Here is a 21948-nt window from a genome sequence, read left to right on the forward strand (position 1 = left end):
GGCAGGGTGTGGTTGGTGCCGATCACCTTGTCGCCATAGGCGACATTGGTGCGCGGCCCCAAAAACAGCGCGCCATAATTGGTGATGTTGTCGCGAAACCACAGGTCGCGGTCGGTCATCACCTGCACATGCTCGGAGGCGATGCGATCGGCCTCGAAGAGCATTTCCTCATGGCTGTCGCAGACGATCACCTCGCCGAAATCGGCCCAGGATTGGCGGGCGATCTCGCCGGTCGGCAGGATGGCCAGCAGCCGCTCGACTTCCGCCATGGTGTCGCGCGCCAGCGTTTCGGAATTGGTCAACAGGATCGCCGGGGTCGTGGGGCCGTGCTCGGCCTGGCCCAAAAGGTCGGTGGCGCAGATTTCGCCGTCCACCGTCTCGTCGGCGATGACCAGCGTTTCGGTCGGCCCGGCGAACAGGTCGATGCCGACGCGGCCGAACAATTGGCGCTTGGCTTCGGCAACAAAGGCATTGCCGGGGCCCACCAGCATGTCGACCGGCTGGATGGATTGAGTGCCGATCGCCATGGCGCCGATGGCCTGGATGCCGCCCAGGACATAGATTTCGTCGGCGCCCGCCATGGCCTGCGCGGCGACGACGGCGGGAGCGGGCTTGCCGCCAAAGGGCGGCGCACAGGTAATCACCCGCTCGCATCCGGCGACCTTGGCGGTGATCACCGACATATGGGCCGATGCCAAAAGCGGATATTTGCCGCCCGGCACGTAGCAGCCCACCGCGTTGACCGGCACATGCTTGTGACCCAGCGTGACGCCGGGCAAGGTTTCGATCTCGAGGTCGGTCATGGTGGCGCGCTGCGCCTGGGCGAAGTTGCGCACCTGGGTCTGGGCGAATTCGATATCGTGCAGGTCCTGGTCGCTCAATTGGGCCATGCAGGCATCGATATCGGCCTGGCTCAGCCGGAACTCGGCGCGCTCCCACTTATCGAACTTGGCGCTGAGCTCGCGAATCGCCGCATCGCCACGTTTTTCGATATCGCCCAGGATTGCCTCGACAGTGGCGCGCACCTGCCGATCGGCCTCGGCCCGCTCTTGCAAATCCTTACCGCGCTTGAGCCAAACTGGCATCTGCCGCTCCCTAATCTTTGGGAAATAGTATTGCATACGTATGCAATTGTGTAAACAAACGCATGTTCATTGCCCAGAATCATTTGGCTTAACCGACCGCCCGTGGCCGCTGGATAGCATGGTCCGTGGCGTGTTCGAAAGCGTCGCCGAGCTGGACGATGCCGGCTTCGTCGTGCTGCCGGCCGACGATCTGCATGCCGATCGGCAGGCCGGCGTGAAAGCCGATCGGCACCGCCAGCACCGGATGCCCACTGACATTGAAGCCGATGGTGCGCATCGGCGTCCACACGGCCTCTGTTTCGAACGGCGCCGCCGGTAGCGCGGTGGTCAGGGCGCCGACGGTGACGATGGCGTCGCAACGCTCCAGCACCAGGTCGATGGCGGCATGGAACCGCTCCCCTGCCCGGCGTGCTGCGGCCAGTTCCGCGTCGGTTATTGCCAGGCCGGTGGCAAGGCTGAGGAACGCCCGGCGGCCATAGGCCTCGGGACGCTCTCGCAAGTCGGCAGCGTGGTACTCGAAGCTTTCCCGATGCAGGATCGCTGCCGCGGCCACCTCGATGACGTCATAGTCGGGAAGCTCGACTTCCGCGATCGCCGCGCCAAGCTCGGACAGGGTCGACAGCGCCGCGTCCATCGCCGCCAGCACGGCCGGCATGGTCTGGCTATCCTGGGCAAACCAGTTGCGGGCATAGCCGATGCGGCGCCCGGCAATGGGCTGGCCCAGGAGCCGCGTTGCCGAGGTCGCGCCAGCCAGCCCCGCGATGACATCGAGCGTCACCGCCGCTTCGGCGACGGTCGCGCTCATCGGGCCGATGTGATCCATGCTCGGCGCCATGGCCAGCACGCCGCCTGTGGGCACGCTGCCAAAGGTCGGCTTGAGCCCGACCACGCCGCAATAGAATGCCGGCCCGCGCAGCGAGCCGCCGGTATCGGTGCCGATCGTGGTGCGCAATAGCCCACCCGCGACGGCGGCGCCCCCGCCCGAGGACGAGCCGCCAGTGATGTGCTCGAGGCTCCAGGGATTGCGCGCCGGCGGGAACAGGCCGCCATTGTCCGGACCGACCGTGCCCCATTCATAGGTCGCGAGCTTGCCCAGGATGATGGCGCCGCCGGCCACGAGCCGGTCGACGACTGCGGCATTGTTGTCGGCAATGGCACTGGCGCGACCGGGGGCATCGGCGGTGGTGGGCAGGCCCGCAACATCGATCAGGTCCTTGATCCCGATGGCAATGCCATGTAGCGGGCCACGATCCTGACCGGAAGCCAGTTCGGCGTCGGCGCGCGCGGCGGCGGCCAATGCGCCCGCGGCATCCACCGTGTAGAACGCCCGATAGCTCGGATCACGCCGGGCAATCCGCTCCAGATGCGCCTCGACCAGCGCTATCGAGGTCAGCCGCCCCTCGCGCATTCGCCTGCCCTGCTCGATGAAGCTCACGTCCAGCACGTCGCTGGCGCTCGACACCGGCTCGGCGTCAGGCAAGCGTTCAATGCTCTCGCTGATCCAGGCCGCGAGCTGATAGACGCTCTCCGCCTCGGCCGCACTCAGAGCCAGACCGTGCTGCGCCACGCTTGTGGCAAAGGCCGCGCGGCGCGTCGTTGCGTTGGGGCCGGTCGCCCAGGCTGGCTCCTGCGCCGACATGTCAGGGGCCCGTGCCGATACGCTGGCCGCCCGTGCGATCGAACAGGTGACAGGCCGCGGGCGCGATCGTGATGCGCACCGGATCGCCGATTTCGGCGCGGTAGTCCTTGGCGACCTTGATCGAGACCAGGTCGCCGCCGGCGCGAATCGAGATCATGGTGGCTTCGCCGAGCAGTTCCACCGCATAGATCGGCGCCGCGATCTGCCCCGGCCCGGTGGCCAGCGCCGCATCTTCGGCGCGAAAGCCCAGCGTCACCGGACCCTTGGCGGTTTTGGACAGGCCTTCGACGCGGATATTGTCGCCGGTGAACACGCCATCGGCGATCTCGCCGGGCACCAGGTTCATGGCGGGGGAGCCGATGAAGCTGGCGACAAAGGTATTGGCCGGACGATCGTAGATGTCCATGGGCGTGCCGACCTGCTGCACCAGTCCCTTGTTCATCACCACGACGCGGTCGGCCAGCGTCATGGCCTCGATCTGGTCGTGGGTCACATAGATCGTCGTGCGCTTGAGGGTGTGGTGCAGGTTCTTGATCTGCGCCCGCGTCGAGACGCGCAGCTTGGCATCGAGGTTGCTCAGCGGCTCATCCATCAAAAAGGCATTGGGCTCGCGCACGATCGCCCGGGCCAGAGCCACGCGCTGGCGCTGCCCGCCCGACAGGGCCGCCGGGCGCCGCTGCAGGAACTCGTCGAGCTCGACCATCTTGCTCGCCGCCATCACCCGCTCATGATGCTGCTCCTGAGCAATCTTACGCACCTTGAGCGGAAAGCGGATATTCTCGTAAACCGTCATGTTGGGATAGAGCCCGTAGCTCTGGAACACCATCGAGATGTCGCGGTCCTTGGGCTCCAGAGCGTTGACCAGCCGGTCGCCGATCCAGATTTCGCCTTCGGTGATCGCCTCCAGCCCCGCGATCATGCGCATGGTCGTGGTCTTGCCACAGCCGGAGGGGCCCAGCAGCACGAGAAATTCCTGATCGGCGATGTCGAGGCTGAGATTGTCGACACCCACGAAATTGTGCCAGCGCTTTGATACGTTCTTGAGACGGATTTGTGCCACGAAATGTTAACCTTTCACGGCGCCAGCGGTGAGGCCGCTGACGATCTGACGTTGGAAGAACAGGACGAGGATGAACAGCGGCACCGTGGCCGAAACCACCGCGGCGACCGCATACATCACATTGCCGGCCTGGTAGATCGAGCTCATGAAGCTCTGGATCTTGGGCACCATGGTCTGGTTGTCCTTGCTGAGCAGCATGGCCGTCACGGCAAAATCGTTATAGGCAAGCAGGAAGCTGAACAGCCCCGTGGTGATCACGCCGGGCCACATGACCGGGATGATGACAAGCCGGAACGCCTCGAAGCGAGTACATCCGTCCACCATGGCGCTTTCATCCAAGTCTTTGGGAATGCTCAGGAAAAACGAATGCAGCATCCAGAGCGTAAACGGCTGGTTGATGGCCACCAGCACGACGATGGACGTTGGTAGATGGCCCCAGATATTGAGCTCGAAGAAGGGCAGCAGATAGCCCGAGACCAGCGTGATATGGGGCATGGCGCGAAACACCAGCGCGATGATCAGGATCCAGAACGAATAGCGATAGCCCGAGCGCGCCAGCGCATAGCCGCCCAGCGTGCCGAAGGTCAGCGAGATGATCACCACGAAGACCGTGACCACGACAGTATTGCCCGCCGCCCGCCAGAATTCGTTGGTGACCCAGGCGCCGTAATAGCCCGCGCCGGTGAAACTCGCGCCGGTCTGCTGCTCGGTCAAAGGGCCGGTTACGGCGTTGAACCAGCTCAGCCGGGAGAAAAAGTCCCCCTCGACCTTGAACGAGCCCCATACCGTCCACAAAAAGGGAAAGGCGGCGGCGAACAGCCAGAGCAGGATGAACGCCGTGGCAAGGGTTCTGAGCAGGATGGGCGTGCGCTGAATGGCGGTTGTCATGGCGGCCTCACACGACCTTGCGGTTGAATTCGCGCCAGGTGTTGCGCAACACGGGCAGGAGCAGGATGACGACACCGATGATGGTCAGGACCGATGTCGCGGCGGCCGAGCCGAACAATTGGGTGTCCTGGCCCTGCAAATCCGAGAATACGGCCGAGCTCAGCGAAGAGGCATTGGCCTGGGCGTTGAAGCCGACAATGGGCTCGAATACCCGGAAATTGTCCATCAACTGCACCAGCGCCACAAAGGTCGCCAGCGGCATCAGCGCCGGGATCACCACATAGCGGATGCGCTCCCAGCGGTCCGCGCCGTCCACCATTGCCGATTCCAGCGTGTCCTGCGGCACGGTCTGCAGTCCGGCATAAAACACCACGAAGGAAAACGGCGCATTGGTCCAGATGCCGTAGGCCAGCAACATGACCCAGGTCAGGGTCGGCGAGGCCTGCAGGTAAAGGTTGGGATCATTGAACAACCGCTGCAGGCTGGCCCCGATAATCCCGGTCGCGCTGGTCATCCAATACAGGATCAACGAGCCGATCAGCGGCGTGATCATCATCGGCAGCAGCGAAAAGAAGATCGCGGGGCCCTTGAAGTGCCGGGGGAGATTGTTGACCCCTAGGGCAATCAGGAAGCCGAGCAGCATGGCAACGGGGGTGACCACGAAAGTGTAGGTCAGCGTAAACGCCAAGGCGCGATAGAACGGCAGGCCGTAGATGCGCGACGCCATATCGCCCAGACCGGTATTGCTGGCAAGGATGGCGCCAATCTCGTTGACGGCGAGGTGCGAGCGGTTGAGATAAGTGCCCAGCCCATTGAACTTGCCGAGCGGTTCGCGTGCTTCAAGTTCGGCCGTGGCTGCGGGATCGACATAGGAGTCGGTGGTGCAGCCGAACGGGCCACAATTTTCCACGGTGACCAGCACCCGCTCGTGTTCGACGAACAGCGACTGTACGAATACCGAAACGACGGGCAAAGCGATAAACAAAAACATCGCCACGGCAGAGGGCAGGATGAACCAGAAGAACGTGCGATGGGGCAACCGATCTCTCCTAAACTGGCATTATGTCATTTTGCATACGAATGCAAAACGGTAAAGCCCAAACTCCAGCGGGTCTTACCCCAGCGAACGAGCCCGATCCGGCCATCAATCGGGATAGCGGCCGCGCTGGAAAAAGCTCTGCATGCGCTCGAAAACGTCGATGCCCATCTGCCCCAGCAGGTCGATGATGTCCATCGGCACCCAGTTTTCGCGGATGATGCCGTCGTGGTGATAGTAGAAGTCCATCACCCGCACGCGCACCGTGCGCCCGGTCGGTGCCATGCCGAAGATGCTGCCGCCCGAATGGGTCGCCTCGACGCTGGGCCAGCCGCCGGTCACCGACACCGGGCCATCGCCGAGTCGCACGTAATGGCCGACGCCGTGACGGTCGGGAAAGGCGGAAATCCAGGGCACGGCATGAAAGTCCACATAGTTTTGCCAGCCGCGCGCCGTGCCGATACCGCTGGGTCCATACCACATCATCTTGCGGTGCCAGAACTGTTGCTGGGTGCTGGCGAGATAGCTTTGACGCGGATTGTCGGCATCGTGGGCATAGCCGTGGATGCCGCCATGCATGGCCAGCGTCTGGGCCAGCGAGGCTGCGCCCAGTTGTAAATCAACCGGGTCAAGGCAGATCGCCCCCGGCCCGATCGGACCCGGCCACTGATGCTCCCGGCCGAGGCTGGGAGCAATGGGCCGAAAACCGGCCTGTCGCATCAGATCGAGAATATCGAACAGCACGCTGCTTTGAACGATCCTGCCGTCCTCGATGCGGTGGACTTCGCCTGAGCGCAGGAAAACCGGCCTGCCGGTGGCCGGAATGCCGAGCCAGTCCCGGCGAAACACGCCCGCATAATGGCCCAGCGTCGCCACCAGGTCGTGGTCCTGGTAGCGACCGGCAGCGACCATGAGGTCTCGTCGCTCGAGGTCCGGCATGGCGGTGAGCAGCGGGCGCCAGACCCTGGTCTCGATGGCTGGGCGCCCATCCATTTCGTTGAGCGGATGCGATCCGCGCCACTTGGCGTCGGGGTGATAGGCGGCTGTCAGGTGCTCTTCCAGACCCTCGAGGCCGCCGCCCGCGATGGCCCCTATCGCCTCGATCACCAAGCGCTTGTTCTCGACGATGCTGTCGGCAGTTGAAATCATCAGGATCGGCCTTCAATCAGGATGGCCAGCGGCCGGCTGGCATCGCAGGTACCGACGGCGATGCCGTTGCCCAAACAACGCTTCGAACGGCGCCCTGCGGCAAGCGGGGCACTCTCCGGAGCCCCCGCCAGCCTGGTTTATTGGGTTACAAAGCCGCCTTGCTGGGCCGATGCATTGTAGGCGGCGGTAACGTCGTCCAGCGTTTGCTGCTCGCTTTTGGAGCCCTGCAGATAGTCGCCAATCTCGTCGCTGAGCGCGGTGTGGAGCAGGCCCATATAGGGCAGCATCGGATAGGGACGCGCGCCGGCCGTTGCGGTGGCGATCACGCCGGCGGCGGACGGGCCGGGCTGATAGCCCTTGAGCAGCCAGGGCGCCACGTCCGGGTTGGCGGTCGCGACCTCCGGGCGAATGGCATGGGCCATAGCCTGGAACGAGGCTGCGGCGTCTTCATCGGAAATATTCTTGGCGATGGCGAAACCGTCCCACCACAGGGCAGCAGCCGGAATGGTGCCGCCGTTGAACGTCGGCGCCGCCGCCAGCACGGTATTGGTGGCAACGGTTTGATCGGCGACATCAGCGCCGATCACCGAATTGGAGTAGGAGCCCCAGCCATCCATCATGGCGACAGTACCGGACAGGAAAGCGGCTTTCATCTCGTCGGCATCATAAGTCATGTAGTCGGGCGGCATGTAGGCGGTCAGCGCCTTCATCATTTCCAGCGTCTTGAGGCCCGCTTCGCTATTGATCGCCAGCTTGGCGGAGCCGGGCTCAAAGAATTCGGCGCCGGTGCCCAGATACATATTGACGAATTCGGCGCCCAGATCCCAGCCGGGCTTGTCGGCGGCGGCCAGAGGATATTGCAGGATGCCTTTGTCCCTGATCGTCTTTGCCGCAGCCAGCACGTCTTCGTAGCTGGTGGGCGGCGCGATCCCGGCCTGCTCGAGAATATCCTTGCGGTAGAACAGGTGCTGCGAATTGCCGGAGAAGGCGACGGCCACGGTCTTGCCATCGAGCTTGATCAGTTGGCTGGGCAGCAGATCCTGGCCGTATTGAGCCACGAGATCGTCGAGCGGACGAATGAGATCGGCGCTTAGCAGCGGGGCGATCGAGCCATTGGCCACCACGGCAACAGTGTACTCGGCCGGGCTGATGGTCAGCGCCGGCACCTGCAGGTTCTTATGCTCGGTGGTCAGGTTCGAGGTCACGGTAACGGTGCCGCTGGCGCATTCCTTGGCGCCGTCGGCCACGACCTTGAGCACATCGAAGTCGTTGGACAGAATGCGCACGGAGCCGGCGGAAATTCCGCAATCGGCAAAAGCCGCCCCTGCCGTGAGGCACAGGACGCCGAGCGAAACGGTGGTCTTCACGATAAGCTTCATTTCGTTCTCCTGACGGTGAACGGCGCTCCCTGAATTCGTGCGCCGACCATAACCTGTTGTCGTATCGCGCTCCCGCAGCCGGCACGGTCCCTGGTGTAAAAGAAGCCGTCAAAGGCCTTTGTCTTGCGCATGTCGCAATTGGTAAGTGGGCCGGCATACGAATGCAATACACTTTTGCATTCGTATGCAAAATCGTTCACGGGGAGATTTAGATGGTAATTAAGGTCACTGGAGCGAAAGCGATCAGGCAAGATCGGGGCAGGCCCTGAGCGCCAAGGCATTGCGCAGGGCGGCGCCGGATGCCGTGTTGTCGAAGATGCACCATGACCCTGCCGCAGCGGTCCGCAACAGCCGCGCTGCCGTTGCGAGTTCGGCCGACGAGTAGGTCGAGTAATAAATCTTGGGCGCGCCATGAAGACGCAGATAGATAAAGCCCGCGGTATCGACGGCGTCGCGCAGCGCAGGGTCCTGGGGATCGGCATAGACGCGCTCGATGGCGTTTTGCTTCAGGATGGCGCTCGCGTCAGGCGAGGCCCAACTGACATGGCGAGGCTCGATGACGATGCGCCCTTGGCACCGCTTGCGCAGCGCATGACAAAACGCGGCGTCGCGGGCACCATCGAAGGCCAGCGAAGGCGGCAGTTGCACCAGAACCGGTCCGAGTTTGCCCGCCAGAGGCGCGATGTCGCCAAAGAAAATATCGAGTTCCGGAACGGCGGTGGTCAATTTGAGGTCGTGCGTAATGACTTTGGGGAGTTTGACGGCAAAGCGGAAATGGGGCAGCACGCCAGCGTTGCCAGCCGCCTGGCCGTTGACGGGCGCGCGCGCAAGCATAGACATAGCCAGCCCCGGTCTCGTTCCGCATGCAGAACGACGGGCAGTTTCAAAGCGTTCCGAGCGCTCAGGATGGCGCCGGCCGACATAGCGGCGCATCGGCGGAACCGTGCTGCGCCTGGTCCATTGTGCAGCCATGGCTTACGAACTTTATTACTGGACCGGCATTCAGGGGCGCGGCGAATATATCCGGCTGGCGCTGGAAGAAGCCGGCGCGCCGTATCGCGATGTGGCGCGCGAACAGGGAGACGGGGTCATCGAGGCACTGGCTGAACAGGCGCAGACCCCCTCGTTCGCGCCGCCCGTGCTCAAGGATGGCGACATGGTGCTCGGCCAGGTTTCAGCCATTCTGCTCTATCTCGGCGAGGCGCTCGATCTGGCGCCTCAAGACCGGCGCCTGCGGCTCTGGGTTCACCAGATCCAGCTGACGATCGCCGACTTTGTCGTTGAGGGACATGACGCCCACCATCCGCTCGGCGCCGGGCAGTATTACGAAGATCAGAAGCCCGAGGCACGCCGCCGCTCAACGGACTTTCGCCAGCAGCGCGTGCCCAAGTTTCTTACCTGGTTTGAAACCGTCCTCACCCGCAATCCCTTGGGATCTGCCCATCTCGCCGGTGATCGGATCAGCTATGCCGATCTGTCGTTGTTCCAGATCGTGGCAGGTCTCGATTACGCCTTTCCCAAGCTCATGGGCCGGATCGGCGGCGACTATCCCAACGTCCGCGCCCTGCACGACGCCGTCGCCGAGCGCCCCAACATCTCTGCCTACCTGCGCAGCCAGCGCCGCTTGCCCGGCAACGAGGACGATCTGTTCCGGCATTACCCGGAACTGGATGGCTAGGGCTTGACCACTCGGTAGTCCAGGCCGGTCGCAAAGCGCGTGTGCCGCGCGCCGATCGGCTCCAGCCTTGCCGTCAACCCGTCCCATAGCCGCTCGCCGGCGCCCACGATCATCGGCGCGATCTGCAAGTGCAGCACGTCGATCGCCCCGCTGTTGAGATAATTCCGCGTCGTCGAGACCCCGCCGGCTACCGCCACGTTGCGCTCCCCCGCCGCTTGCTTGGCACGGGCCAAGGCGACGTCCGGTCCTTCGGTCACGAAGTAAAAAGTCGTTCCGCCCTCCATTGCGATGGGCGATCTCGCATGATGGGTCAGAACGAAAACCGGGGCATGATAGGGCGGATTGGGCCCCCACCAGCCTGTCCAGTCGCGTTCCCACACATCGGGGCCAGGGGAAGCGAACATGTTACGGCCCATGATATAGGCGCCGTAGTCGGTGACGGCGGCGATCACGTCCTTGTTGTTCTCGGCGTCCTCGAACATCCAGCGACCGAGGTCGCGCGGGTCGACGCTCCCGAACGGGCGTTCCCTGGTTTGGTTGAGCCCGCTGCCGAACCCATCCAGCGACAGCATCATATGCGCGCCCACGTGACCCATGATGGTCTCCTGACACTTAATGTACGACTTAAGTGTAAGTTTGAGCGGTATGGCTGTCAACTGCTGACGGGGTGGTCACGTCAACAGAGGCGGTCTGCCTAAGCTGAGCGCAACCTTGGCAGGCACACCATCAGAGCGGGCCCCGACCCTAAGCGCTCGACGATGTTGTACGCCTCGAGCGTCCTGAGAAACCGGCCTTTGCCAGTAAGCTTTGCGACTAGTTCTGGTTCGGCCGCAAGGATGGCGCTGCGCAAAGCCGGCAAGATAATCTGCCCCCCGCTTGCGTGACACGCCACTTGCACCGCGCGCCGCAGGCGCAACACTTGAGGCGGGGTGAATGGGGTGAGGCTGGCCGGTTGCGGCACCGGCGCCGTAATCCTGGCGGGGATAATGGCTTGAAAATGCGTGCAGGCAGCCTGGAAGGATGGCCCGGCGTCTGCCTTGCCAAACCCCAATACCTCCAAACCCATGCTGCGCAATCGCAGCGCCAGCGGCGTGAAATCGCGGTCACTGGTGATCAAGGCCATGGTCGTCGTGCAGCCACGGTGGGCGATCTGCATGGCCTCGATCGTCAGCATGATGTCTGCGGAGTTCTTGCCTTTGCCAGATTGGGTTGCAGCACCAACTCCACGCCGTGGGCCTTTGCCGCACTGATCCAGCCCGGCAGCAAGTTGCCGGAAAAATCGCCGACGGCGCGACAGGTACCGACCGTACCTTGGGTGGCGAGTGCCGCCAGAACCGGCGCCACGAACTCGGCAGCGACATTTTCAGCATCGAACAGGGCAGCAATGCCGGGCGTTGCCATCGCAGAACCTTCGGTAAAGTTCCTCAAAGCTAACGCTTGTCGATGAATCCATCTGCCACGCTTTGCATAAAATTGCGCCTATTTCGGTGACAGTACCGCATGGCGTACTACCGCGCCTTCGGCGTCAGCCCGAACAGAAACAACTGCTCCAGATACCGCGCCGCGTCTTCGAAGCGTCCCTCGCCGCCGCGAGCGGGGCCCAGGACCGCGCGGACCTGGACGTCGAAATCGGCGTAATGCTGGGTCGTCGCCCAGATCGAAAAGATCAGGTGATAGGGATCGCTGCGCGCCAGCTTGCCTTCGTCCATCCAGCCCAGCAGCACCTGGGCCTTCTCGTCGACGAGGTTTTTCAGATCGATCTCGATCATCTCGATGATGTGCGGCGCCCCCTGCAGCATCTCATTGGCAAAGAGCCGGCTTTCGCGCGGAAAGTCGCGCGCCATTTCCAGCTTGCGGCGGATATAGGAGCGGATTTCGGGGAATGGATCGCCGTCTTCGTCCATCTCGCGCAGCGGTGCCAGCCAGGTGATCAGCAGTTCGCTGATCAGCCGGCGGTGGATTTCCTCCTTGCGGGGGAAATAATACAGCAGGTTCGGCTTGCTCATCCCCGCGACCTCGGCGATCTGGTCGATGGTCGCGCCGCGAAAGCCATGCACGGCAAAGACCTCGAGCGCCGCCCCCAGGATGATATCCTGTTTTTCGCGCTGGATGCGCGTCAGCGGCCGCGTCTTGCCGCCCTCCTCCATGCCCGGCTTGATCCGCGGTTTGGCCGGCACCGGCATGTCGGCGTTTTTCACCTTGGTCGAAGCCATTTTCGCCTTGCGGGAAAGTTTGGGAGTGCTAACATTTTTCCAACTGGTCAAAATTCTTGGGTTTGCCTTCCCACGTCAAGAGCCAATCAACAAGACCAACAACTGATCGCCGAGGGAGCCAGACGCCTTGTCCAATGCCAATGCCGTGCCCAATGACCTGAGCGCTTTCTGGATGCCGTTCACCGCGAACCGGCAATACAAGAAAGCGCCCCGCATGTTCGTGGCGGCCAAGGACATGCATTACACCACGAGCGATGGCCGCCAGGTGCTCGACGGCACGGCGGGCCTGTGGTGTGTCAATGCCGGCCATGCGCGCCCGCTGATCGTGGAGGCCATTGCCAGGCAGGCGGCCGAACTGGATTATGCGCCGGCGTTCCAGATGGGCCATCCCAAGGCGTTCGAACTGGCCAACCGGCTGGTTGATCTGTCGCCCGCCGGGCTTGACCATGTGCTGTTCACCAATTCGGGCTCCGAGTCGGTGGAAACCGCGCTCAAGGTCGCCCTGGCCTATCATCGCGTCAAGGGCGAGGGCGCCCGAACCCGCCTGATCGGGCGCGAACGCGGCTATCACGGCGTCAATTTCGGCGGCATTTCGGTGGGTGGCATCGTCAGCAACCGCAAGATGTTCGGCACCCTGCTCGGTGGTGTCGATCACCTGCCCCACACCCATAACCTGGCCAAAAACGCCTTCACCAAGGGCGTGCCCGAATACGGCACCGAACTGGCCGACGAGCTCGAACGCATCGTGACGCTCCATGACGCGTCCACCATCGCCGCGGTCATCGTCGAGCCGGTTGCCGGTTCCACCGGCGTTTTGATCCCGCCGGCCGGCTATCTTCAGCGGTTGCGCGAGATCACCAAGAAGCACGGCATCCTGTTGATCTTCGACGAGGTCATCACCGGCTATGGCCGCTTAGGCACTGCGTTCGGCGCCGACTATTTCGGCGTCACGCCCGATATCATGGTGACCGCCAAGGGCCTGACCAACGGCGTCATCCCCATGGGCGCGGTGCTGGTCAGCGCCGATATCCACGATGCCTTCATGGCGGGCCCCGAACATGTCATCGAATTTTTCCACGGCTATACGTATTCGGGCAATCCGGTTGCCTCCGCCGCCGCTTTGGCAACGCTTGAAACCTACAAGCAGGACGGCTTGCTGACGCGCGGCGCCGAACTCGCCCCCCATTGGGCCGAGGCGCTGCATTCGCTCAAGGGCGAGCCGCACGTGATCGACATCCGCAATGTCGGGCTGATCGGCGCCATCGAGCTCGAGCCCATCGCCGGCGCGCCCACCAAGCGCGCCTTTTCGGCGTTCCTTGCCGCCTACGAATCCGGCTTTCTCATTCGCACTACCGGCGACATCATCGCCCTGTCGCCACCCCTGATCATTTCGACATCGCAGATCGATGAACTGGTCGACGGCATTCGCGCCGTGCTGAGGAGCATCGAATAATGGACACCATCGAAAACGCCGTCGCCGGCAAGCGCTACGTCTCGACCGGCCGCCGCGTGCCCGTGTTCAATCCCGCGACCGGCGAGCAATTGGCCGAGCTGCCGCTGTCGACGCTGAGCGAACTTAACGCCGCCGTCGCTTCGGCAAAACAAGCCTGGGCGCCCTGGGCCAATACGCCGCCGATGAAGCGCGCCCGCGTCATGTTCAAGTTCAAGGCGCTGCTCGAAGCCCATGCCGACGAGCTGGCCCGGGCCATTTCGCGCGAGCACGGCAAGGTGCATGACGATGCCTTGGGCGAGTTGGCGCGCGGCATCGATTGCGTCGACTTCGCCTGCGGCATTCCTCAATTGCTCAAGGGCGAGTTCTCGCGCAATGTCGGCCCCTCGATCGATACCTATTCCGATCGACAGCCGCTCGGCGTCGTTGCCGGCATCACCCCGTTCAATTTCCCGGCCATGGTGCCGATGTGGATGTATCCGGCCGCCATCGCTTGCGGCAATACCTTCATCCTCAAGCCCTCCGAGCGCGATCCGTCGGCCTCCATGCTGGCTTGGACCCTGTTCATGGAAGCGGGTCTTCCCGAAGGCGTGCTCAATGTCGTCCATGGCGACAAGGAGATGGTCGACGCCATTCTCGATCATCCCGATATCAAGGCGGTCAGTTTCGTCGGCTCGACCCCGATTGCCGAATATGTCTACCAGCGCGGCACCAAGGCCGGCAAACGCGTTCAGGCTCTCGGCGGCGCCAAGAACCATATGGTCATCCTGCCCGATGCCGATCTCGACCAGGCCGCCGATGCCCTGATGGGCGCCGGCTACGGCTCGGCCGGCGAACGCTGCATGGCCATTTCGGTGGCCGTTCCGGTCGGCAAGGAAACCGCCGACGCGCTGGTCGCCAAGCTCAAGCCGCGCGTCGAGGCGCTCAAGATCGGCCCCGCTACCGACAAGGACGCCGAAATGGGTCCGGTGGTCACCAAGATGCATCGCGACAAGATACTCGGTTACATCGACGCCGGCGTCAGCCAAGGCGCCGAGCTGGTCGTCGACGGCCGTGGCTTTACGCTGCAGGGCTATGAAGGCGGCTATTATGTCGGCGGCACGCTGTTCGACAATGTCACGTCCGACATGACCATCTACAAGGAAGAAATCTTCGGCCCCGTCCTCTCCGTGGTCCGTGCCAACAGCTATGACGAAGCGGTCAAGCTGATCAACGACCACGAATACGGTAATGGCACCGCCATCTTTACCCGCGACGGCGACGCCGCGCGCGAATTCGCCGACAAGATCGAAGTGGGCATGGTCGGCATCAACGTCCCCATCCCCGTCCCCGTCGCCTACCACTCCTTCGGCGGCTGGAAACGCTCGCTGTTCGGCGACCATTCGATCTACGGCCCCGAAGGCGTGCACTTTTATACACGGTTGAAAACCGTCACCACCCGCTGGCCGGCCGGCATCAAAGGCGGCGCTGAATTCAGCTTTCCGAGCCATAAGTAGAATGGCAGTGGCTCTCACCAGCGTCAGTCCCCTCACCCTGGCCCTCTCCCCGGAGGGGCGAGGGGACGATAGCCGCAGCGCCGGTGAAAGCACGGACGTTGCAACCCACGCCGAACCCCTCACCTCGCCCCTTCGGGGAGAGGGCCAGGGTGAGGGGCTTTCTTTCCTGACCAAACCGCACGAGTAACCCATGTCCTCTCCCGGCGAAAACCTGCGCATCAATGGTGATCGGCTCTGGGACTCGCTGATGGACATGGCCAAAATTGGCCCCGGCATCGCCGGCGGTAACGATCGCCAGACCGTGACCGATGAGGACAGCGAGGGCCGCCATCTGTTCCAATCCTGGTGCGAGGCCGCCGGCCTCACCATGGGCATCGACGAAATGGGCACCATGTTTGCCCGCCGCGAGGGCAGTGATCCGTCCCTCGCGCCCGTCTATGTCGGCTCTCACCTCGATACCCAGCCCACCGGTGGAAAATATGATGGCGTCCTGGGCGTGCTCGGCGGTCTCGAAGTGGTCCGCACGCTCAATGATCTGGGCATAAAGACGCGCCATCCCATCGTCGTCACCAACTGGACCAATGAGGAGGGCGCCCGCTTCGCCCCCGCCATGATGGCCTCTGGCGTTTTCGCCGGCATTCTCGACCAGGCCGACGTCTATGCCCACACCGACAAGGACGGCAAACGCTTTGGCGACGAGCTTGAGCGGATCGGCTGGAAGGGCCGCGAAAAAGTTGGCGATCGCAAGATCCATGCCTTTTTCGAGCTGCATATCGAACAGGGCCCGATCCTTGAAGACGAAGGTGTCGATATCGGTGTCGTGACCCACGGCCAGGGCCTCAAATGGCTCCAGGTCACCCTGACTGGCCGCGAGGCCCATACCGGCTCCACCCCGATGCCCAAGCGCCGCAATGCGAGCCTGGGCATGGCCCGCGTCATCGAGCTCGTGCACCAGACCGCCATGAGCCACCAGCCCGACGCCGTTGGCGCCGTGGGCCATATCGAGGTCTATCCCAATTCGCGCAACATCATCGCCGGCAAGACAGTGTTCACCATCGATATTCGCTCGCCCAGCAAAACGACGCTCGACGAAATGGACCTGACCATTCGCACCGGCATCGAGGCCATCATCTCGGACATGGATATCGGCGCCGAAATCGAACAGGTCGGTGCCTTCGATCCCGTCACGTTTGACGAAGGCTGCGTCGCCGCCATCCGCACCGCCGCCGAGCGCCTGGGCTATAGCCACCGCAACATCATCTCCGGCGCCGGCCACGACGCCTGCTGGATCAACCGCGTGGCGCCAACAGCCATGGTGATGTGTCCTTGTGTGGATGGGTTGAGCCACAACGAGGCGGAGGAAATATCAAAACAATGGGCAAGCGCGGGAGCGGACGTGCTGTTTCACGCGGTGGTGGAGACGGCGGGGATCGTGGCGTGACGGACAATGGCGAGGTCAGCACCGACCTCACCTCGCCCCTTCGGGGAGAGGTCGCCGCGCAGCGGCGGGTGAGGGGCTCAAAGCCGTCCACGGCCGCGGTGGTTCGTGCCAGATCACTGAGGAGGGCGGAAACGGATGCCGAGCGGGCGCTCTGGCAAATGATCCGCAACCGCCAGATTGATGGCAATAAATTCGTCCGACAGTATCCCGTTGGTCCCTACTTTGCTGACTTCGCTTGCCGCGACGCCATGCTGATTGTCGAATTGGACGGTGGCCAACATGCGGCTTCAGCCAAAGATGACATCCGAACGGCCTTCCTCAACGCCCAAGGTTACTCGGTGCTCCGGTTCTGGAACAATGAAGTGCTCGGCAATCGAGAAGGCTGCTGGCTGACGCTAAGCGCCGTGCTCGCGGCAAACCCCTCACCCGACCTCCGCTACGCTCCGGCCACCCTCTCCCCGGAGGGGCGAGGGGAAGTCGTGCCGACTTCACACTCGATCGACAGGAATTCTGCATGACCACCGTCATCAAAAACGGCACCGTCGTTACCGCCGACCTCACCTATCCCGCCGATGTCCTGATCGATGGCCAAACCATCGTCGAGATCGGCCCCAACCTCTCCGGCGACAGCGTCCTCGATGCCACAGGCTGCTATATCATGCCGGGCGGGATCGATCCGCATACGCATCTGGAGATGCCCTTCATGGGCACTTATTCCAGCGATAATTTTGAATCCGGCACCCGTGCGGCGCTAAGCGGGGGCACCACCATGGTGGTGGATTTCTGCCTGCCCAGCCCCGGCCAATCGCTGCTCGAGGCGCTGCGCATGTGGGACAACAAGACGTCGCAGGCCTCGACCGATTATTCGTTTCACATGGCGATCACCTGGTGGGACGAGCAGGTCTGGCGCGAAATGGCCGAGGTGGTGGATCGCGGCATCACCAGCTTCAAGCACTTCATGGCCTATAAAGGCTCGCTGATGGTCAATGACGACGAGATGTTCTCCTCGTTTTCGCGCTGCGCCGAGCTGGGCGCGCTGCCGCTGGTCCATGCCGAAAATGGCGATATCGTCGCCGCCATGACGCAGAAACTGCTTGATGCCGGCAACAATGGCCCAGAGGGCCATGCCTATTCGCGTCCGCCCGAAGTGGAAGGCGAAGCCACCAATCGGGCGATCGTCTTGGCCGACATGGCCGGCGTGCCGCTTTATGTGGTGCATGTCTCCTGCGAGCAGGCGCACGAGGCCATTCGCCGTGCCCGCCAATCGGGCATGCGGGTTTATGGCGAGCCGCTGGTGCAGCACCTGACGCTGGACGAAAGTGAATATCTGAACCCCGATTGGGACTACGCGGCCCGCCGCGTCATGTCGCCGCCCTTCCGCAACAAGCTGCACCAGGATTCGCTGTGGGCCGGCCTTGCCGCGGGCTCGCTCCAGGTTGTGGCCACCGATCACTGCGCCTTCACCACGGAGCAGAAGCGCGTTGGGCTCGGCAATTTTGCCAAGATCCCCAATGGCACCGGCGGGCTCGAGGATCGCTTGTCGGTGCTGTGGACCCGAGGCGTCATGACTGGCCGGCTGACCATGAACGAATTCGTCGCCGTGACCTCGACCAATATCGCCAAGATCTTGAACTGCTATCCCAGGAAGGGTGCCATCCTGGTCGGTGCCGATGCCGATATCGTGGTGCTCGACCCCAAGCGCAGCAAGACCATCGGCGCCGCCACTCAGCAATCGGCGATCGACTACAATGTGTTCGAAGGCTTCGAGGTCAGTGGTCTGCCGCGCTTCGTGCTGTCGCGCGGCAAGGTCTGCATGGTTGAAAACGAGATCAAGGCCGAGCAGGGCCACGGCCAGTTCGTCGCCCGGGAGCCAAAAAACCCCGTCAGCCGAGCGCTGTCGCAGTGGAAAGACATCGTCGCCCCGCGCAAGGTGGAACGCGCGGGCATTCCGGCCACGGGGGTGTGATGGACGCCTCTACCCAATCAACCCTTTCTATCAGGGTACCATCTGGAACTTTCGATTTCGACGAAACTGTTATGTACGAGATGGCTGTGATCGGGCGTGTATGCACGCAGATGTCTGCTTACGAGTATAGTTGCGATGATTTCATTTTTGCAGTGGTCAAACACCAGCCGAGATTCATAAAGGATCATCGATTACTGCCAGCCTTCAATAATGATGAAAGGCGGCGGGCGTTCGTCATAAAGGCCTTGTCAGACTTGCCCTTGCTCGAAAACCTTCATGATAAGAAAGGCAAGGTCGACGTAACGACCATCGAGCGGATGATGAAGATGGTGTGGAGTCATCGCCTAAATTTGACTCATGGTCGGCTGACGGGCTCTAGGCGCCGTAATCTCGCGATCGAGCTGCATTTCTTGAAATGGAGCAAAGCTGGTGACGAGAAGGGAACCTACAAACATGGGCTCCTTACCTATGAGCAGCCGCTCTTGGAAGAGATCTTGGATCGAGTGTCGTATTTGCGTTCCATGCTAGCGGAAGCAAAACGGCTAGTGTTGGGGGACTTCGGCTAATGGCCGCTGTCGTCTCCGCCCAGAATCTTGGCCTGACCTTCAGCACCAATGATGGTCCGGTCCACGCTCTGAGCGCGGTCAATCTCACCATTGCCAAGGGCGAGTTCGTGTCCTTCATCGGCCCCTCCGGCTGCGGCAAGACTACGTTCTTGCGCACCATTGCCGATCTGGAACAGCCCAGTTCGGGCAGTCTGCGCATCAACGGCATGAGCCCGCGCCGCGCCCGCCAGGCGCGGGCCTATGGCTATGTGTTCCAGGCGCCCGCACTCTATCCCTGGCGCACCATTGAGAAAAACGTGGCCCTGCCGCTCGAGATCATGGGCTATTCGGCCACCGAGCAGGCCCAGCGCATCCGGCGCACCCTGGATCTGGTCAATCTGTCCGGGTTCGACAAGAAATATCCCTGGCAATTGTCCGGCGGCATGCAGCAGCGTGCCTCTATCGCCCGCGCGCTGGCCTTCGATGCCGATCTGCTGTTGATGGACGAGCCGTTCGGCGCCCTCGACGAAATCGTGCGCGACCACCTCAATGCCGAATTGCGCAAGCTGTGGGCCGCAACGCAAAAGACCATCTGCTTTGTCACCCACTCCATTCCCGAGGCGGTGTACCTGTCCACCAAGATCGTGGTGATGAGCCCGCGTCCTGGCCGGGTGACGGATATCATCGACAGCCCGCTGCCCAAGGAGCGGCCGCTCGACATCCGCGAAACGCCGGAGTTTCTGGCCATTGCCGCGCGCGTGCGCGACGGGCTGCGGGCCGGGCATTCCTATGAGGAGGTGATGTGATGGTGCTATCGCACCCCCACTTGGCCTCCCCCTGGCAGGGCGAGGGACCGCGCAGTGGTTGGGGCGCAATCGCGCCAGAAACGCCGACTCTTCTGCTCCCCCTGCCAAAGGGAGGCCGGGTGGGGGCATGGGCTAGCCACGGTGAGCATCCATGACCCGCGCCCTCCCCATCCTCATCGTGCTGCTGGCCATCGTGCTGTTCTGGTATGCCGCCGCCATCTGGATGAACGCGCCCTGGCAGGGGATGCTGTACGCCCGCGCCGGCGCCCTTGATGTTTCTGCCCTCCAATTCGTCCTCGACACCTGGACGCAGGCCAAGCCGGTGCTGCCCGCGCCCCATCAGGTGTTCGGCGAAATCTGGAACGCGGCCATCGCTATCGATCCTACCTCGCGCCGCTCGCTTGCCTATCATGGCTGGATCACCCTGTCGGGCACGCTGTTCGGCTTCGAGCTCGGCACCGGGCTCGGCATCGCGCTGGCTGTCGCCATCGTGCACAACGATGCCGCCAACCGCTCGCTCATGCCCTGGATCATCGCCAGTCAGACCGTGCCCATCCTGGCTGTCGCGCCCATGGTCGTCGTCGGCTTCGGCGCCGTCGGCGTCACCGGGCTGTTGCCCAAGGCGCTGATCTCGATGTATCTCAGCTTCTTCCCGGTTGTGGTCGGCATGGTCAAGGGCCTGCGCACGCCCGAACCCATCCAGCTCGACATGCTGGCAACCTATAACGCCACGCCCTGGCAGGTCTTTGCCAAGCTGCGCTGGCCCTCCGCCATGCCGTTCCTGTTTGCGTCCATGAAGGTGGGCATTGCCATTTCCCTGATCGGGGCCGTGGTGGGCGAGCTGTCCAACAATGCCGGCGGCGGGCTGGGCGTGCGTCTGCTGACCGGCTCCTACAATGGCCAGACCATCCAGATCTGGGCGGCGCTGTTCATCGCCGCGGCCCTGGCCGCCGTGCTGGTCATTGCCATCGGCGTCCTCGAACGCCTGGTCGCCGCGCGCATGGGCGGGCGGCCCGCATGAGCCAGCTGCAATATTATCTCGCCCTGGTAGCCGGCGGTCTCTGCGCCGCGGGTTTTGCCCTCAGCTTTGTGGCGATGGATCTCGCACCCTGGCTCACCGCATTCCTGGGACTGGGCTTTGTCAGCCTGCTGCGCTTTGGCCTGCCGCTTAGCCTGTGGGTCGATGGTGCCCTGGCCGGGCTCGGGGCCGTGGCCATGCTGGTCAGCCTTCCCGTGTTCGATACGGCGCCGCCGTTTTTCTGGATAGCCATGGTCGCGACGTGGCTGTTCGCCTGGCTCTTCGTCGAACGGCTGGCTAGAGCGCTGCGCTCCGGCCGCGCAAGGGGGTTGGCCATGCTTATCCCGCTGGTCTTTGGCCTGTCCATCCTTTTGGCCTGGGAGGTGGTGACGCGTGGCGCCCATGTGCCTCAGGTCATCCTGCCGCCCCCCTCCCAGGTCTGGATGCGGCTTACCGCCTCCCTGCCCACGCTCTGGGCCGATTTCCAGCAGACAGTCCTCAAGGCGGTGCTGGCCGGCTACTTCATGGGCTGCGCCTCCGGCTTCGCCATTGCCATCCTGGTCGACCGTTCCCCTTTTCTCAAGGCCGGCCTCCTGCCCATCGGCAATTTCGTCTCCGCCCTGCCCATTATCGGCATCGCGCCTATCATGGTCATGTGGTTCGGCTTCGATTGGCAGTCCAAGGCCGCCGTCGTCGTGGCGATGACGTTTTTTCCCATGCTGGTCAACACCGTCAGCGGGCTCAATGCCGCGTCCGCCATCGAGCGGGACCTGATGGCCACCTATGCGGCGGGATATTGGCAGACGCTGGTCAAGCTGCGGCTGCCGGCAGCGGCGCCGTTCATCTTCAACGCACTCAAGATCAATTCGACTCTGGCGCTGATTGGGGCCATCGTCGCAGAGTTTTTCGGGACGCCCATTGTGGGAATGGGCTTCCGGATTTCGACCGAGGTCGGCCGCTTGAATATCGACCTGGTCTGGGCAGAGATCGCCATGGCGGCGGTCGCGGGATCTGCCTTCTACGGCGTGATCGCTCTCATTGAGCGCTCGGTCACGTTCTGGCATCCGTCCGTTCGCGGGCGGGCATAACAGGGAAAAGG

General features: G+C 63.0%; 22 protein-coding genes. 10 read left to right on the forward strand and 12 right to left on the reverse strand.

What is annotated here, in order from left to right; genetic code table 11:
- The 8 genes from hisD to ACFE8X_RS14860 form a co-directional block, all read right to left on the reverse strand.
- Nucleotides 1–1085, reverse strand: a 1085-nt coding sequence (hisD, locus tag ACFE8X_RS14825) for a histidinol dehydrogenase (protein WP_375452265.1), incomplete at its 3' end; no start/stop codon positions are given.
- A gap of 88 nt (nucleotides 1086–1173) precedes the next feature.
- Nucleotides 1174–2724 carry an amidase gene (locus tag ACFE8X_RS14830; protein ID WP_375452266.1) on the reverse strand — a complete coding sequence of 517 codons (1551 nt, stop codon included), beginning with the start codon at nucleotides 2722–2724 and terminating at the stop codon, nucleotides 1174–1176.
- 1 nt (nucleotide 2725) lies between these two features.
- Entirely contained in the window at nucleotides 2726–3784 is a 1059-nt protein-coding gene (locus tag ACFE8X_RS14835) for an ABC transporter ATP-binding protein (RefSeq protein ID WP_375452267.1), read from the reverse strand.
- A 6-nt stretch (nucleotides 3785–3790) separates the two neighbouring features.
- Nucleotides 3791–4672: a carbohydrate ABC transporter permease gene (locus ACFE8X_RS14840; RefSeq protein WP_375452268.1), complete on the reverse strand. Its 882-nt coding sequence runs from the start codon at nucleotides 4670–4672 to the stop codon at nucleotides 3791–3793.
- Nucleotides 4673–4679: 7 nt separating this feature from the next.
- Nucleotides 4680–5711, reverse strand: coding sequence for a carbohydrate ABC transporter permease (locus ACFE8X_RS14845; RefSeq protein ID WP_375452269.1), 1032 nt, complete (start codon nucleotides 5709–5711; stop codon nucleotides 4680–4682).
- A gap of 105 nt (nucleotides 5712–5816) precedes the next feature.
- A complete protein-coding gene (locus tag ACFE8X_RS14850) occupies nucleotides 5817–6857 on the reverse strand; it encodes an ester cyclase (RefSeq protein ID WP_375452270.1) in 1041 nt (346 codons plus the stop codon).
- 137 nt (nucleotides 6858–6994) lie between these two features.
- On the reverse strand, nucleotides 6995–8236 hold the full coding sequence (locus ACFE8X_RS14855) for an ABC transporter substrate-binding protein (RefSeq protein ID WP_375452271.1): 1242 nt from the start codon (nucleotides 8234–8236) through the stop codon (nucleotides 6995–6997).
- Nucleotides 8237–8479: 243 nt separating this feature from the next.
- A complete protein-coding gene (locus ACFE8X_RS14860; protein WP_375452272.1) occupies nucleotides 8480–9076 on the reverse strand; it encodes a DUF72 domain-containing protein in 597 nt (198 codons plus the stop codon).
- Nucleotides 9077–9206: 130 nt separating this feature from the next.
- Between ACFE8X_RS14860 and ACFE8X_RS14865 the strand changes: the two genes are divergently transcribed.
- On the forward strand, nucleotides 9207–9914 hold the full coding sequence (locus tag ACFE8X_RS14865; protein WP_375452273.1) for a glutathione S-transferase: 708 nt from the start codon (nucleotides 9207–9209) through the stop codon (nucleotides 9912–9914).
- Here the strand turns inward: ACFE8X_RS14865 and ACFE8X_RS14870 are convergent.
- The 4 genes from ACFE8X_RS14870 to ACFE8X_RS14885 form a co-directional block, all read right to left on the reverse strand.
- The gene (locus tag ACFE8X_RS14870; RefSeq protein ID WP_375452274.1) at nucleotides 9911–10510 is read right to left on the reverse strand and encodes a dihydrofolate reductase family protein; all 600 of its coding nucleotides are present in this window, start codon (nucleotides 10508–10510) and stop codon (nucleotides 9911–9913) included. The two genes, ACFE8X_RS14865 and ACFE8X_RS14870, sit on opposite strands and share 4 nt — an antisense overlap.
- A 98-nt stretch (nucleotides 10511–10608) precedes the next feature.
- The gene (locus ACFE8X_RS14875; RefSeq protein WP_375452375.1) at nucleotides 10609–11169 is read right to left on the reverse strand and encodes an NYN domain-containing protein; all 561 of its coding nucleotides are present in this window, start codon (nucleotides 11167–11169) and stop codon (nucleotides 10609–10611) included.
- A complete protein-coding gene (locus ACFE8X_RS14880) occupies nucleotides 11082–11315 on the reverse strand; it encodes a hypothetical protein (RefSeq protein ID WP_375452275.1) in 234 nt (77 codons plus the stop codon). The genes ACFE8X_RS14875 and ACFE8X_RS14880 overlap by 88 nt, the downstream gene beginning before the upstream one ends.
- Nucleotides 11316–11422: 107 nt before the next feature.
- A complete protein-coding gene (locus ACFE8X_RS14885; RefSeq protein WP_375452376.1) occupies nucleotides 11423–12061 on the reverse strand; it encodes a TetR family transcriptional regulator C-terminal domain-containing protein in 639 nt (212 codons plus the stop codon).
- Nucleotides 12062–12299: 238 nt separating this feature from the next.
- On the opposite strand from ACFE8X_RS14885, the gene ACFE8X_RS14890 reads away from it, so the two are divergent.
- The 9 genes from ACFE8X_RS14890 to ACFE8X_RS14930 all read left to right on the forward strand — a co-directional run bounded on the left by ACFE8X_RS14890 (nucleotide 12300) and on the right by ACFE8X_RS14930 (nucleotide 21937).
- Complete coding sequence (locus ACFE8X_RS14890) at nucleotides 12300–13580, forward strand: aspartate aminotransferase family protein (RefSeq protein WP_375452377.1); 1281 nt, start codon at nucleotides 12300–12302, stop codon at nucleotides 13578–13580.
- Nucleotides 13580–15073: a CoA-acylating methylmalonate-semialdehyde dehydrogenase gene (locus ACFE8X_RS14895; RefSeq protein ID WP_375452276.1), complete on the forward strand. Its 1494-nt coding sequence runs from the start codon at nucleotides 13580–13582 to the stop codon at nucleotides 15071–15073. The genes ACFE8X_RS14890 and ACFE8X_RS14895 overlap by 1 nt, the downstream gene beginning before the upstream one ends.
- A gap of 190 nt (nucleotides 15074–15263) precedes the next feature.
- Nucleotides 15264–16514, forward strand: coding sequence for a Zn-dependent hydrolase (locus ACFE8X_RS14900; RefSeq protein ID WP_375452277.1), 1251 nt, complete (start codon nucleotides 15264–15266; stop codon nucleotides 16512–16514).
- Nucleotides 16511–17032, forward strand: coding sequence for an endonuclease domain-containing protein (locus tag ACFE8X_RS14905; protein ID WP_375452278.1), 522 nt, complete (start codon nucleotides 16511–16513; stop codon nucleotides 17030–17032). Before ACFE8X_RS14900 ends, ACFE8X_RS14905 begins: the two co-directional genes overlap by 4 nt.
- Nucleotides 17029–18480 carry a dihydropyrimidinase gene (gene hydA, locus ACFE8X_RS14910; RefSeq protein WP_375452279.1) on the forward strand — a complete coding sequence of 484 codons (1452 nt, stop codon included), beginning with the start codon at nucleotides 17029–17031 and terminating at the stop codon, nucleotides 18478–18480. The genes ACFE8X_RS14905 and hydA overlap by 4 nt, the downstream gene beginning before the upstream one ends.
- Complete coding sequence (locus ACFE8X_RS14915) at nucleotides 18480–19046, forward strand: hypothetical protein (RefSeq protein ID WP_375452280.1); 567 nt, start codon at nucleotides 18480–18482, stop codon at nucleotides 19044–19046. Before hydA ends, ACFE8X_RS14915 begins: the two co-directional genes overlap by 1 nt.
- Complete coding sequence (locus ACFE8X_RS14920) at nucleotides 19046–19831, forward strand: ABC transporter ATP-binding protein (RefSeq protein ID WP_375452281.1); 786 nt, start codon at nucleotides 19046–19048, stop codon at nucleotides 19829–19831. Before ACFE8X_RS14915 ends, ACFE8X_RS14920 begins: the two co-directional genes overlap by 1 nt.
- A 151-nt stretch (nucleotides 19832–19982) precedes the next feature.
- Nucleotides 19983–20852, forward strand: a complete 870-nt coding sequence (locus ACFE8X_RS14925) for an ABC transporter permease (RefSeq protein WP_375452282.1) — start codon at nucleotides 19983–19985, stop codon at nucleotides 20850–20852.
- 248 nt (nucleotides 20853–21100) lie between these two features.
- A complete protein-coding gene (locus tag ACFE8X_RS14930; protein WP_375452378.1) occupies nucleotides 21101–21937 on the forward strand; it encodes an ABC transporter permease in 837 nt (278 codons plus the stop codon).
- Nucleotides 21938–21948 lie beyond the last annotated feature (11 nt).

Source organism: uncultured Devosia sp. (assembly GCF_964244875.1).
Lineage (GTDB): Bacteria > Pseudomonadota > Alphaproteobacteria > Rhizobiales > Devosiaceae > Devosia.